General features: G+C 64.4%; 13 protein-coding genes and 1 tRNA gene. 8 read left to right on the forward strand and 6 right to left on the reverse strand.

Features of this window, described 5'->3' with window-relative positions; translation table 11 throughout:
* From ACO07D_RS17905 to ACO07D_RS17920, 4 genes are read left to right on the forward strand one after another with little or no spacing between them, the layout of a single operon-like run.
* A complete protein-coding gene (locus tag ACO07D_RS17905) occupies positions 1 to 1,095 on the forward strand; it encodes an alcohol dehydrogenase family protein (protein ID WP_421704291.1) in 1,095 nt (364 codons plus the stop codon).
* A complete protein-coding gene (locus tag ACO07D_RS17910) occupies positions 1,092 to 2,216 on the forward strand; it encodes a mandelate racemase/muconate lactonizing enzyme family protein (RefSeq protein WP_421704292.1) in 1,125 nt (374 codons plus the stop codon). Before ACO07D_RS17905 ends, ACO07D_RS17910 begins: the two co-directional genes overlap by 4 nt.
* Before the next feature lies 1 nt (position 2,217).
* Positions 2,218 to 2,949, forward strand: a complete 732-nt coding sequence (locus ACO07D_RS17915; protein WP_421704293.1) for an SDR family NAD(P)-dependent oxidoreductase — start codon at positions 2,218 to 2,220, stop codon at positions 2,947 to 2,949.
* Positions 2,946 to 3,680, forward strand: coding sequence for an SDR family NAD(P)-dependent oxidoreductase (locus ACO07D_RS17920; RefSeq protein ID WP_421704294.1), 735 nt, complete (start codon positions 2,946 to 2,948; stop codon positions 3,678 to 3,680). The genes ACO07D_RS17915 and ACO07D_RS17920 overlap by 4 nt, the downstream gene beginning before the upstream one ends.
* 73 nt (positions 3,681 to 3,753) lie before the next feature.
* On the opposite strand, the gene ACO07D_RS17925 is transcribed toward ACO07D_RS17920, so the two are convergent.
* The 5 genes from ACO07D_RS17925 to ACO07D_RS17945 all read right to left on the reverse strand — a co-directional run bounded on the left by ACO07D_RS17925 (position 3,754) and on the right by ACO07D_RS17945 (position 8,665).
* Positions 3,754 to 4,095 (reverse strand): hypothetical protein, encoded by a 342-nt coding sequence (locus ACO07D_RS17925; protein ID WP_421704295.1) that lies wholly within the window; start codon positions 4,093 to 4,095, stop codon positions 3,754 to 3,756.
* A 79-nt stretch (positions 4,096 to 4,174) separates the two neighbouring features.
* On the reverse strand, positions 4,175 to 5,527 hold the full coding sequence (locus tag ACO07D_RS17930; RefSeq protein WP_421704296.1) for an NAD(P)/FAD-dependent oxidoreductase: 1,353 nt from the start codon (positions 5,525 to 5,527) through the stop codon (positions 4,175 to 4,177).
* Positions 5,524 to 7,023 carry an aldehyde dehydrogenase gene (locus tag ACO07D_RS17935; RefSeq protein WP_421704297.1) on the reverse strand — a complete coding sequence of 500 codons (1,500 nt, stop codon included), beginning with the start codon at positions 7,021 to 7,023 and terminating at the stop codon, positions 5,524 to 5,526. Before ACO07D_RS17935 ends, ACO07D_RS17930 begins: the two co-directional genes overlap by 4 nt.
* A 6-nt stretch (positions 7,024 to 7,029) precedes the next feature.
* Complete coding sequence (locus tag ACO07D_RS17940; RefSeq protein WP_421704298.1) at positions 7,030 to 7,947, reverse strand: dihydrodipicolinate synthase family protein; 918 nt, start codon at positions 7,945 to 7,947, stop codon at positions 7,030 to 7,032.
* Between the two features lie 7 nt (positions 7,948 to 7,954).
* Positions 7,955 to 8,665, reverse strand: a complete 711-nt coding sequence (locus tag ACO07D_RS17945; protein ID WP_421704299.1) for a GntR family transcriptional regulator — start codon at positions 8,663 to 8,665, stop codon at positions 7,955 to 7,957.
* 239 nt (positions 8,666 to 8,904) lie between these two features.
* Here ACO07D_RS17945 and ACO07D_RS17950 point away from each other — a divergent pair, with 239 nt between their 5' ends.
* The 4 genes from ACO07D_RS17950 (at position 8,905) to ACO07D_RS17965 (ending at position 12,947) form a co-directional block, all read left to right on the forward strand.
* Positions 8,905 to 9,909 (forward strand): quaternary amine ABC transporter ATP-binding protein, encoded by a 1,005-nt coding sequence (locus ACO07D_RS17950; protein ID WP_421704300.1) that lies wholly within the window; start codon positions 8,905 to 8,907, stop codon positions 9,907 to 9,909.
* Positions 9,910 to 9,921: 12 nt separating this feature from the next.
* Positions 9,922 to 10,857, forward strand: a complete 936-nt coding sequence (locus tag ACO07D_RS17955) for an ABC transporter permease (RefSeq protein ID WP_421704301.1) — start codon at positions 9,922 to 9,924, stop codon at positions 10,855 to 10,857.
* A 64-nt stretch (positions 10,858 to 10,921) separates the two neighbouring features.
* Positions 10,922 to 11,920, forward strand: a complete 999-nt coding sequence (gene proX, locus ACO07D_RS17960; RefSeq protein WP_421704302.1) for a glycine betaine/L-proline ABC transporter substrate-binding protein ProX — start codon at positions 10,922 to 10,924, stop codon at positions 11,918 to 11,920.
* Positions 11,921 to 11,996: 76 nt separating this feature from the next.
* Positions 11,997 to 12,947 carry a GlxA family transcriptional regulator gene (locus ACO07D_RS17965; RefSeq protein ID WP_421704303.1) on the forward strand — a complete coding sequence of 317 codons (951 nt, stop codon included), beginning with the start codon at positions 11,997 to 11,999 and terminating at the stop codon, positions 12,945 to 12,947.
* 130 nt (positions 12,948 to 13,077) lie between these two features.
* Here ACO07D_RS17965 and ACO07D_RS17970 read toward each other — a convergent pair.
* Positions 13,078 to 13,167: transfer RNA gene (locus tag ACO07D_RS17970), tRNA-Ser, on the reverse strand.
* Positions 13,168 to 13,255 lie beyond the last annotated feature (88 nt).

Below are 13,255 nucleotides of genomic sequence, written 5' to 3' on the forward strand. Positions count from 1 at the left end.
ATGATCCCGGAAACCATGACAGCCGTGCTTCTGACCGGCCACGGCGGCATCGACAAGCTGGACTACCGCACCGATGTTCCAACGCCTGAGCCAGGCCCGGGCGAAGTACTGATCCGCGTCTCCGCCGCCGGTGTGAACAACACCGATATCAACACCCGCATCGGCTGGTATTCGAAAGCCGTGACCACGGATACCGAAACCGGCGGGGCCGAGGGGTTCGACACGGTGGATGACGCCGACGCCAGCTGGTCCGGGACGCCGCTGACCTTCCCGCGCATCCAGGGCGCAGATGTCTGCGGCCAGGTGGTGGCGGTGGGCGACGGGGTGCACGCCTCGCGCATTGGCGAGCGGGTCATCGTGCGCAACATGCTGCGGAGCTACGTCGACTACCGGCCCTACGAATGCTGGACCATCGGCAGCGAATGCGACGGCGGTTTCGCTCAGTTCTGCGTGGCGCCGGCGCGTGAGACCCATGCGGTGGACTGCGACTGGTCAGATGCGGAGCTGGCCGCGATCCCCTGCGCCTATTCAACCGCCGAGAACATGCTGCATCGCGCGGGTCTGGGCACCGAGAAGGTGCTGATCACCGGCGCTTCCGGCGGAGTCGGCTCGGCCGCCGTGCAACTGGCAAAACGACGCGGCGCCCATGTGATCGCGCTCTGTTCGCCGTCCAAGGCGGAGGCCGTGCGCGCCCTGGGGGCCGATCAGGTGCTGGACCGAGGCGCCGATATCGTCGCCGCGCTGGGCGAAGGCTCCATCGACGTGGTCGTGGACCTGGTGGCCGGAGACGGCTGGCCCGCCCTGCTGGACGTGCTGCGTCGGGGCGGGCGTTATGCCACCGCAGGCGCCATTGCCGGGCCGATCTGCCAGATCGACATTCGCACGCTCTACCTGAAAGACCTGACGCTCTATGGTTGCACCTTCCAGGAGGACATCGTTTTCGAAAACCTAGTGAAATACATCGAGGCAGGCGAGATCCGCCCGGTGATCGCAGGCACCTACCCGTTGGCCGAGATCGGGAAGGCGCAGGAGGATTTCCTGGCCAAGACCCACACCGGACAGATCGTCCTTCTGCCGCCGGAGGTCCCGCGATGAAAATCACAAAGATCGAGCTTTTCGAACTGCACCTGCCCTATTCGGGCGGGGAATACGAGCTGTCGGGCGGGCGGATCTATACCGGTTTCGACAGTGTCATGGTGCGCCTGACCGCCGATGATGGCACCGAAGGTTGGGGCGAAAGCACGCCGTTCGGGCCGAACTACATCGCGGCCCACGCCCGGGGCGCGCGCGCCGGGATCGAGGAAATCGCCCCCTATCTGATCGGCCGCGATCCGCGCGACGTGGACCGGATCAATGACGCGATGGACGAGGCCCTGCTGGGCCACAACCATGCCAAATCCGCCATCGACCTGGCCTGTTGGGACCTGTTTGGCAAATCCGTGGGCCTGCCGGTCTACAAGCTGCTGGGTGGCGCCACCGGCAAGCGACTGGCCGCGATCAGCTCGATCTACGCAGGCACGCCCGAGGACATGCGCGCCCGCGTCGCGCGCCATCGCGAGATGGGCTACATGGGCCATTCGATCAAGGTCGGCGCGCTGGACAGCGAGGGCGGGCCGCAGCTGGACGCGGAACGTATCGCGGCCTCGCTGGCCGACCGGAAGCCAGGAGAATACTTCATCGTCGACGCCAATGGCGGGCTGATCCCGGAAACCGCCCTGCGTATGCTGCGCGCCCTGCCGGATGGGCTGGATTTCGTGCTGGAGGCCCCCTGTGCCACCTGGCGCGAGACCATGTCCCTACGGCGACGCTGCGACGTGCCGATCATCCTCGATGAACTGGCGCAGGAGGATGGCGACATTGCCAAGCTCGTCGCACTGGACGTGGCGGACGGGATCGGGCTGAAGATCTCCAAGGCGGGCGGGCTGACCCATGCGCGCCGTCACCGCGACATCTGCCGCGCGGCGGGGCTCACGATTAGCGTGCAGGACACCGTCGGCTCGACCCTGTCGGCGGCGTCGATCTTTCACATGGGCGCCACCGTGCCCGAACGCCTGCTGCGCTGCGTGCTCGACCCGCGTGACATGGTGACCATTCAAACCGGTGCCTTCGACGCGCCGATCCAGGATGGCGGCGTTGTCCCGCCAGACGCGCCCGGGCTGGGCGTCACCGTGAACCAAGACGTGCTGGGCGCCCCTGTCGCCAGCTGGGAGGACTAACATGTTCGAAGGAAAACGCGCGCTGGTGACCGGCGCGGCCGGGGGCATCGGCGCCTGCATCGTGACGAAACTGCGCGCCCAAGGCGCCCGCGTGGCGGTGGCCGACCGCATCACCGACGGGATAGACGCCGAGGCACACCTGCCCGGCGACCTGCTGGATGGGGCCTATTGCGATGGCCTGGCGACAGCAACCATCGAGGCTCTGGGCGGGCTCGATATCGTCATCAACAACGCGGGCGTCATTACCCGCGGCTCGGTCACGGAAACCTCCGACGCCGACTGGGCCCTGTCCATGGGCGTGAATGTCGAGGCCCCCTTCCGCATCTGCCGCGCTGCGATACCGTTGATGGCAGCCAATGGCGGCGGGGCCATCGTCAACACCGCCTCCTGCTGGGGCGGCAAGGCGCCGGGACCAAACCACGCGCTATATTGCATGACCAAGGCGGCGATTGCCCAGCTGACCGAATGCATGGGGCTCGACCACGCCCACCAGGGCATTCGCGTGAACGCCGTCTGCCCGAACGAGGTCAATACGCCGATGCTGCGCTCGGGCTTCGCCAAGCGGGGCTTCGACCCGGACAAAGCGGTGGAAGAGCTGGGCAGAACCGTGCCCATCGGCCGGATCGCCGAACCCGAAGACATCGCCGACGTGGTGCTGTTCCTGGCCTCGGACGCCGCGCGCTACATGTGCGGCGCGCTGGTCGAGGTGAACGGCGGGAAACCGGTCGCATGAGCCGGTTCGAGGGCAAGGTCGCGCTGGTCACCGGCGGGCGCTCGGGCATTGGCGCGGCGATTGCCGCGCGGCTGGAGGCAGAAGGCGCACGGGTCTTTACCGCGCAACGCGGTGCGGATAAGCACTTCGAGGGGATCGCCGCGGATTTCACCAATCCCTCCAGCCCCGCCCAGGTGGTGGGTGAGGTCATCGCGCGGGCCGGTCGGCTGGATCTGCTGGTCAACAATGCCGGCATGATGCAGGAGGCACGCGTTGAAGATATGTCACTGGCGGACTGGCAGCGCAATCTGACGGTCAACCTGACCGCACCCTTCCTGATGATCCGGGCCGCCCTGCCCCATCTGCGTGAAACACAGGGCAATATCGTCAACGTGGGCTCCATCGAAGGGCTGGGGGCAAACCCCGGCCACGCCGCCTATTGCGCGTCAAAAGCGGGGCTGCACGGGCTGACCCGCGCGGTGGCGGTGGACCATGGGGCCGAGGACATTCGCGTGAACGCCGTAGCACCGGGCTGGATCGACACCGAACTGAACGAGGCCTTTATCGACGCCTCCCCCGACCCGGCTGCCTTTCGTCGCGACATTGGCAAGATCCACCCGGTCGCGCGCACCGGCAGGCCCGACGAAGTCGCCGCCCTGGTCGCCTTCCTCGCCTCGCCGGACGCGGGGTTCATCACCGGGCAGGTCTACACCGTGGACGGCGGGCGCATGGCACAGCTGAGCCTGCCGTGACACGACCGGCCAGCGCCACGCGGGATCGCGCGTGCCCGTTCAAAAATGGTTGAGCAGATTTACCCCTGCAGGCCTATTGGCGCATTTTGGACCGAAGCCCGTCACACCATTCGGCGATCACCTCTGGCACCGTTTCGGGAAGATCTCCGGGTGCCGGGGGCGCGGGACGCATCGCCGCCAGCACGGCATTGACCTCGGCAGGGTCCGGCGCGCCTGCAATCCCTTGCGCCACTTCTAGACGATTGCGCTCACGCAGCTGGCGTTCGTAGTAATCATAAAGCGCCATGTCCCCATAATACTGCACACAGGTTCCCGCCAACCCCAGGTCACTACCCGCTTGCGCGTATTCGTCTGTCAAGGCCAAGGCGGGTCCGGACAGGACGCAGGAAAAGCACAGAAAAGCGATAAATTTCATCACGATACTCCTTACGAAAAGGAGCAATAGCGATGTTTTCCGCCCGCCACAAGGCGGGCCTTTCGCTGCATTTCCCCCGTTAATCTTCCTTGGCCTTCCACTCCTTCCAACGCAACACCACATTGGCGCCGATTTCTGCAAAGGGCGGCGGCGGCAGGCGTTTGGGCTGTGCTTCGGCACCAAAATGCGCGGTGATATCGGAGCTCACCCCAAGGGCCACTTCGGCGGCGCAGATGCCCGTCAAAGTCCCCCGTGCCGTGCCCAGCCCGTTCTGCACGCAGGCCCCGTAGACGCCCCGGTCGATCTCTCCGGTCACCGCCACACTGTTCAGCGACAAGCAAAGGTGACCGGCCCAAGCATATTGCATACGCATCCCCGCAAGCTGCGGGAAGCGCTGGTCGAACTTGCGCTGCATGACCCGCGCGGCGCGGTCAAGCTGCCCCACACGCGGCCGCATGTCCTGCTTCAGCACCGCGCAGGTGCGGGTGACGATGCGGTTGCCGCCCTGCCCCGTATCAATGCGCCGCATGGTGGTGCCCATCGGGTCGGAGGGCGTAATGCCCCAACGCGGCGCCCCACCCAGTCGGGCCAGCGCATCCGCCCCCAACTCCGGTGTCATTGTCGCGAATAGAAACAGCTGCATCAGCCTCCCGCGCGCCACACCGAAGCTCTCCAAGTGACCATTGTTGGCCAGGATCACCTTGGGCGTGGTTACCGAGCCACAGCGTGTCTGCACCTTCCAGTCACCCCCCGCGCGGGCAAACCCGGTCACCGCGCTGTCTTCGCAGATCCGCACCCCGTCGCGCATGAGCCCCGCGCCCAGACCCCGGACATAACCCGCCGGCTGCAACATCACCGTACCCGGTGTGTAGAGGCCGGAGACATAGTGTTTCGACCCGGTCAGCGCCTCCATCGCGGGGCCGTCCAGCATCTCGGAGCCTTCGCCAAGGCTTTCCAGGTGCTGGGCGTAGCTGAGGTTGTGGGCGTGCGCGGCCTCGCTCGCCGCGCCATTCACCTTGCCCGCACGGTCAAAGAAATCAGGCGAAATGCCATAGTCTTCAATCGTTTTCCCGGCGAAGTTGATAGCCTGACGGTTGAGCGCGATCAGCGCCCGGTCATCGCCCGCGCCGGCATAATCGTCCGAAGCCAGCTCATGCGGCAGGTCGATCATGAAGCCTGAGTTACGCCCGGCCGCACCTTCGGCAAGACGCCCGGCCTCCAGCAGGACCACCCGCAGGGAGCCATCCAACTGGCGCAGGCGCCGGGCCGCCGACAGCCCGGCGAATCCACCGCCGATCACCACCACATCTGCGGTGGTGTCCCCGTCCAGGGGTTGGGGCGCGGACCCCTTGCCCAGGATCTCGGCCCAGGCGGCAGGGCCGAGATGGGTAGGCAGTCGTTTGGCGCTGTATTTGGCCTTGTATGCGCTCACGCGACGGCCTCGTCTTCGTCATCGGCCAGGTCGATCCACAGCGTTTTCAGCTGGGTGTATTGGTCATGTGCGTGCACCGAGTTGTCGCGCCCGCCGAAACCGGATTGCTTGTAACCGCCGAAGGGGGTCGAGATATCGCCCTCGCCAAAGCTGTTCACGGTCACCGTACCCGCGCGAATGGCACGCGCGCCGCGAATGGCGCGTTTGACGTTGGAGGTAAAGATCGAGGCGGCCAGGCCATAGTCGGTATCGTTCGCGACCGCGATGGCCTCGTCGAAACTGGCGACAGTCACGACGGACAGGACCGGGCCGAAGATCTCTTCTCGGGCCAGGGTGTGGTCGTTGCCGTCGACTTCGACAACGGTCGCTTCGACATGGGTGCCGTCATGGGCCTTGCCGCCCAGCACCACGGTCTCGGCCTTGTCGAGGTAGCTGCACACCTTGTCGAAATGCGCCTTCGAGACCAGCGCGCCCATGCGCACCTCCGGGTCCAGCGGGGCACCGACATTCCATTCCCGGGCGTGATGCGCGATGCGTTCCAGCAGCTCGGCCTTGACGTCCTTGTGCACGATCAGCCGCGAAGAGGCCGAGCAGTTTTCGCCCATGTTCCAAAAGGCACCGTTCACGACGTGCTGGGCTACACGGTCCAGGTTCTCGGCATCGTCCAGAACCACGCAGGGGTTCTTGCCGCCCATCTCCAGAACGACTTCTTTTGCATTGGATTCAGCGGCATAGGACAGGAAACGCTTGCCGGTCACGGTCGAGCCGGTGAAGGACACCATGTCGATATCCATGTGACGGCCGATGGGTTCACCCACATCCGCGCCGCCGCCGGGCAGCACGTTGAAGACACCGCGCGGCACACCCGCCTCCATCGCCAGTTCGGCGATACGCAGGGCGGTCAGGGTGGTTTCGGCCGCCGGTTTCACCACCAGCGAACAGCCCGCAGCCAGGGCCGGGCCAATCTTCCACGCGAGCATCAGCAGCGGGAAGTTCCAGGGCAGCACCAACCCGACCACGCCGATGGGTTCGCGCAGGACCATGGCGATGTGATCGTCCGAGGCCGGGGCCACCTGGTCATAGATCTTGTCGATGGCCTCCGCGTGCCAGGTCAGGCAGTGGATGGTTTCGGGCACATCGACGGTTTCGCAATCCAGGATGGTCTTGCCTGAGTCAATCGACTCCATCACCGCCAGTTCCCGCGCATTGCGTTTGATCAACTTGGCGAGGCGGATCAGCACCTCCTTGCGCTCGGACGGATGGATGCGCGACCAGCGCCCATCCTCGAAGGCCTCGCGCGCCTTTTCGACGGCGAAATCAACATCTTCCAAGCCACAGTCGGCAATGTCCGCCAGTTTCTCGCCAGTGGCCGGGTTCACGCTTTCAAACGTGTTGCCGGACGCGGCCGGGCGAAAGGCACCGTCGATGAAGGCATTGGTCGGCAGGGTCAGGCCCTTGGCGATGGCTTCGTATTCTTCCCGTGTCAGCAGGTCCATGTCCAATTACCCCTCTGCCTGAATGTCTGCGATGGTGCGTTTGAGCACGCGGATAACCTGCTCCAGCGCCCGTTTGTCGTCTTTATTGAGCCCCTTGAGCGGCGGGCGCATGCCACCGGTGTCGATGCCGTTCAGCGTGACCCCGTGCTTGACGCACTGAATGAACTTGCCGCCCTGTTCAAGGATGCGCATCAGCGGCATCATCGCGGACATGATGCGGCGGCCCTTGTCGAAATTGCCCTCGACCGCACAGGCCTGGTAGAGCGCCACATGCTCTTCCGGCAGGAAGTTGGAGCCTGCACAGACCCAGCTGCGCGCGCCCCAGGCGAAGAATTCCAGCGCCTGGTCATCCATGCCGCAGGACATCTGGATATGCGGGTAGTCGCGGGCCAGCAGGTGCACCCGGTTGATATCGCCCGAGCTTTCCTTGATCGCGCAGATATTGCGGCTCCGGCCAACGCGGTCCAGAAACTCCTCGCCCATATGCACGCCCATGCGGCCCGGGTAGTTGTAGAGCATGACCGGCAGGTCGGCCGCCTTGTCGATGGCCAGCGCATTTAGCGCGTTTTCCCGTTCCGTGGGCACCGAATAGGGCGGCGTGGCCAGCAGGATTGCATCCGCGCCGATCTCACGCGCGCCTGTCGCAAGCGCGATGCTGTCGGGCGTCATCATCGCCCCCGTTCCGACGATCACCGGCAGGCGCCCGTTCGCGACCTCGTGGGTGAAGCGCGCCAGCTCCAGGCGTTCGTCCACGCCCTGGGCATAGTTCTCGCCGGTCGAGCCACCCGAGATCAGGCCATGCACGCCCTTGTCGATCAGGTTCTCGATCACATCGGCCATGGCGTCACGATTGACGGAACCGTCCGCGTGGAACGGTGTCACCACCGGGGTATAGATCCCTTCGAAACGGAATATGGGGGTCATCTGGTCCTCATGCTGGGGTTTTGCGCGCCACGCTGCCCAGCGGCATGTCCAGCCCGGTGGGCATGACGAACATCTCGATCTGGTCGCGTGACAGGTTCCAATGGTCGATCGCCAACTGCGCGGCGGCGGGCTCGTCACCCTCCTCGATCGCGGCGATGATGGCGTCGTGTTGCTGGCTGGCCTCGGACAGGTTCTCGGCCATTTTCGGATCGCGCGGCCGGTAGAAGGTCATGCCGATGCGGGCGTGATCAATCAGCAGCCGGTGAAAGCTGGGCCGAAGATAGATATTGTCCGCCATGTCGCCGGTGATCTCGTGAAACAGGTTGTTGGCCATGGCCCGGTCTTCACCGGAACCGGATCGCAGCGCCGCCCTGAACTTCATCTGCGCATCCTTGAGGGCCTCGATCTGTTTCGGCCGGGCGTTCTTGGCCGCCAGTTGCAGCACCGCGCCATACATCATCGGCGCGGCCAGGAAGAAATCGCGCAGGGTTGTGTGCGACATCTCGCTGACCCGCGCGCCACGGTTCTCGCGCAGCTCGACATAGCCCTCGCCCGCCAGCTGGCGCAGCACCTCGCGCAGCGGCGTGCGCGACAGGGTGAACTCCTCGGACAGGGTCGATTCGTCCAGGTCCTCCCCCGGGCGCAGCCCCAGAGTCATGATCGCCGTCTTGAGGTGATCATAAAGCTCGGCTTTGCGGTGTTTAGAGCTGTCTTTCATCCCTGTCTCCATTGGTTGCCTCGGGTGCCTTCGGGGCAGTTTGCCCGCCCTGCGCCTCCAAGCGCAACCAGGTTGCTCAAACTGTGTTATCAAGAAATACATGTTGTGTACAATATCAAAACATGCAGTATTCACTGAAAGTTTGCGGACAGGAGGGGTACGTGACCAATACCGGCGAAGACGCAGTTATCGATTGCCGAAATCTTTGGAAGATTTTTGGCAAACGCGCAGATGAGGCCATGAAAGCCGTTCAGGAACAGGGGCTTGGCAAGCTGGAGGTGCGCGACCAGTTCGACTGTGTCGTGGGCGTGCAGGATGCCTCCTTTACCGTGGGACGGGGCGAGATCTTCTGCATCATGGGCCTGTCGGGCTCGGGCAAATCGACCTTGATTCGTCACGTGAACCGGTTGATCGAGCCCACTTCGGGCCAGCTGTTCATCGAAGGCCAGGACGTGAACGGGCTGAATGCCCGCGACCTGCGCGAGATGCGCGCGGAAAAGATCGGCATGGTGTTTCAGAACATGGCACTGATGCCGCATCGCACGGTGCTGGACAATGTCGCCTTCAGCCAGGAGGTGCGCGGCCATGACGCCCGCGAGCGGCACGAAAACGCCATGCGCGCGATCGACGCCGTGGACCTGAACGGTTGGGACCAGAAATACCCCGATGAACTGTCGGGCGGCATGCAGCAGCGCGTGGGCCTCGCCCGCGCCATCGCCGCCGACCCCTCGATCCTGTTGATGGACGAGCCCTTCTCGGCGCTCGACCCACTCATTCGCCGCCAGTTGCAGGACAAGTTCATGTCGCTCTCGGCCGAGATGAAGAAGACCACCCTGTTCATCACCCATGACCTCGATGAAGCGATCCGCATCGGCGACCGCATCGCGATCATGAAGGACGGCGCGCTGGTCCAGGTCGGCACGCCCGAGGATATCGTCACCAACCCGGTCGATGACTATGTGGCGGATTTCGTCGCGGGGATTTCCAAGCTCGAACTGATCTCGGCGGGCAAGATCATGGAGCCGGTCGAAAGCTTCGAAGCCCGTCGCGGCCCGATCGAACACGACCACTGGCCCGAGGCGCATCCGGATCACTCGCTGGATGACCTGGTGAACCTGTCGATCGCCACTCAGCACCCGGTGATGGTCAAGGTCGATGGCAAGCCCATCGGTGTGGTCACCAAGAACGCGCTGCTGCGTGGGATCCAGGGTGACGTCGACGACGAAACCGCCGTGAAGCACTGAGGGGGACAGACCATGGCAGATACAGAATTCAGCATCCTGGACCCGTTTTCCGCGGTCGATCTGGGCATTGCGGACATGGCGGATGGGGTCAAGGGCTGGGCGATTGCCAACCGCGCCCTGATCCAGCCGGTCAAGAAATTCTTCAACGAGATGATCGTGGGCATCGACACTGCCCTGAACGCGGTGCCACCGCTGGTCATGCTGATGATCCTGACCCTGGTTGCATGGCAAGCGGCCGGGCGGCGGGTCGCCATCCTGGTCGCGGTATCGATGACCTGTCTGGGGTTTCTGGCGCCCAATGCCTGGGGCCTCGCCATGACCACGCTGGCCATCGTGGTCTCCGCGGTGCTGCTGAGTTTCGTGATCGGCCTGCCGCTGGGCATCCTCGCGGGCAAGAACGACCGGTTCGAGACCGCCATTCGCCCCATCCTGGACACGATGCAGACCATCCCCGCCTTCGTCTACCTGGTGCCGGTGGTGATGCTGATCGGGATCGGCAATGTCTCGGGCGTGATCGTAACGATCATCTTCGCCCTGCCGCCGCTGATCCGCCTGACCAGCCTGGGCATTCGCGGCGTGAACCCATCGGTGGTCGAGGCCGCCCGCGCCTTCGGTGCCAACCCGCGCCAGATCCTGTTCAAGGTCGAACTGCCGCTGGCCACGCCGACGATCCTGGCGGGCGTCAACCAGACCATCATGCTGTCGCTGTCGATGGTCGTCATCGCCTCGATGATCTCGGTCAAGGGGCTGGGCAACGAGGTCCTGCGCGCCATGGGTCGTCTGGACGCGGGCAAGGCGCTGGTCGGCGGGCTGGGTATCGTCATCCTGGCCATCGTGCTGGACCGCATCACCCAGGGCATGGGCCAATCGGGCCGGGATCGCGGCCATCGCCACTGGTGGCAGGGCGGCCCCGTGGGCGCCGTGCTGCGCCTGGTCGGCAAGGCCTGATCCATCCGAACTCACCCAACACTGCTCACCCAACACTGCACTGAACACCAAGGGAGGAAACCACATGTTCAGAAAGACCCTCATCGCCGCGCTCGCGGCCTCCACCACCCTCGCGGGCGCCGCCTTTGCCGACGATCACGCCATGCCCGGCAAGGGCGTGACCGTGCGCCCTGTGATCCAGCCCACGGTCGAGGAATTCTTCCAAGCCCGCATCGTTTTCCAGGCGCTTGAGGACCTGGGCTATGATGTGGCCGAACCCGAAGAGGTGCTGGCCCAAACCATGCACCTGGCCCTGGGCACAGGCGACGCGGACTTCACCACTGCCTCTTGGAACAAGCTGCACCACAACTTCTTCGAGGAAAGCGGCGGCGACGCGGTGCTGGAAAAGGTCGGCACGCTGATCGACGGCGCGTTGCAGGGCTACCTGGTCAACAAGGCCGCCTATGACGCGGGTGTGCAGAACCTGGGCGACCTGGCCGACCCCGAAAAGGCCGCCATGTTCGACAGCGACGGCGACGGTCTGGCCGATCTGGCCGGCTGCGTGCCCGGCTGGGGCTGCGAACGCGTGATCGAGCACCAACTGGATGAGTTCGGCCTGCGTGATACGGTCACTCACAACCAAGGGGAATACAACGCCATCATCGCCGACACGATTGCCCGCAACGCGGCCGGAGAAAACGTGCTCTACTACACCTGGACCCCCTACTGGGTCTCGGGCGTGCTGGCCCCGGGCGAGGACGTGGAGTTCCTGGCCGTGCCCTACAGCTCGCTGCCCGATGGTGCGACCGCCGAAACCACCTTCAACGGCAAGGACCTGGGTTTTGCGGTGGACAGCATCCGCATCATCGCCACCGACGAGTTCTTGGGTGCCAACCCGGCCGCCGCGAAACTGTTCGAAGTTGCCTCGATCGACATCAACTCGGTCTCGGCACAGAACAAGCTGGTCGCCGATGGCGAGGACAGCTCGGAAGACATCGACCGCCACGTCGCCGACTGGATCGATGCCAACCGCGCCACCTATGACGGCTGGCTTGACGCGGCCCGCGCGGCGGCCGCAAACTGATCTCCTCCTCCCGGAGCGGGGCTGCGCGGGGGTCACCCTTCGCGCAGCCCCTTTTGCTTTCTGACAGGACACCGCCATGGACCGCCCGCGCCACTTCACCTTCCTGTTGATCGAAGAGTTCTCGCACCTCGCCTTTTCCTGCGCGGTCGAGCCCCTGCGCATTGCCAATCTTGTCAGTGGCGAGGATCTGTACAGCTGGTCCTTCGCATCCGAGAATGGCGAGACGGCGACCTGTTCCAACGGCTCCGTCACACTGGTGCATCACGGCTTCGACACCCTGCCGAAATCCGACCAGCTTTTTGCGCTCTCGGGCATCCACATGCGCAACCACGTGACCAAGCCACTGCTGGCAACCCTGCGCCGGGAGAAGGCACGCGGGACAGCTGTGGGGGCGCTTTGCTCCGGCGCCTGGCTGCTCGCAGAGGCCGGTTTTCTGGACGGCATGCAGGCGGCAATCCACTGGGAATACCACGACGCCTTTACCGAGCAGTTTCCCGAGGTGAACCTGGTGCGTTCGGTCTTCGTTGCGGATGAAAAACACATGACCGCCTCGGGCGGCACCGCAACCGCCGACCTGATGCTGAGCCTGATCGACCGCTGGCAGGGCTCGGACCTGGCCATCGCGGTGGCCGATCAGATGGTCTATAACGCCGTGCGCAATGCCACCGCCGAACAGCGCGTGTCGCTGCAATCGCGCAACGGCATGCGCAACCCGCATATGGCCAAGGCGATCCAGATGATGCAGGACACGCTGGAACACCCCGTCTCCCCTGCCCTGATCGCGGGCGAGATCGGCATCTCCACCCGGCAGCTCGAACGGCTCTTCGGCAAGTACCTGAACAGCTCACCCAAGAAATACTACATGGAAATGCGCCTGGAACGCGCCCGCAACCTGCTGGTGCAGACCGAAGCCTCGATCACCGATGTGGCGCTTGCCTGCGGCTTCGAAAGCCCCGGTCATTTCTCGCGGGTGTATCGCACGGCTTTCGGGGTCACACCGCATTTGCAGCGGTCGAAATTGGGGTAGATATCGAGCGCATCGCAAAGACGCCCTGCCCCATCCGCAAAGCCCCACGGTACCCATGTGCCGCATCATGGTCGCGACCTCAACATGCCGCAGAACAGGTGCGATCCGACTTTCAATGCTGAAGGGAATGTGGCGGAGAGACAGGGATTCGAACCCTGGAGACGGTTTCCCGCCTACACACTTTCCAGGCGTGCGCCTTCGACCACTCGGCCACCTCTCCGTAACGCGCTATGTAGGCCAAGCCGGGGGGGAAGCGCAAGAGGGTTGAAATGAAAATCGACGTGGTTTTCACGACGCCCTAAACACGC

The organism is Aliiroseovarius sp. (genome assembly GCF_965228805.1).
Classification (GTDB): domain Bacteria; phylum Pseudomonadota; class Alphaproteobacteria; order Rhodobacterales; family Rhodobacteraceae; genus JASBTN01.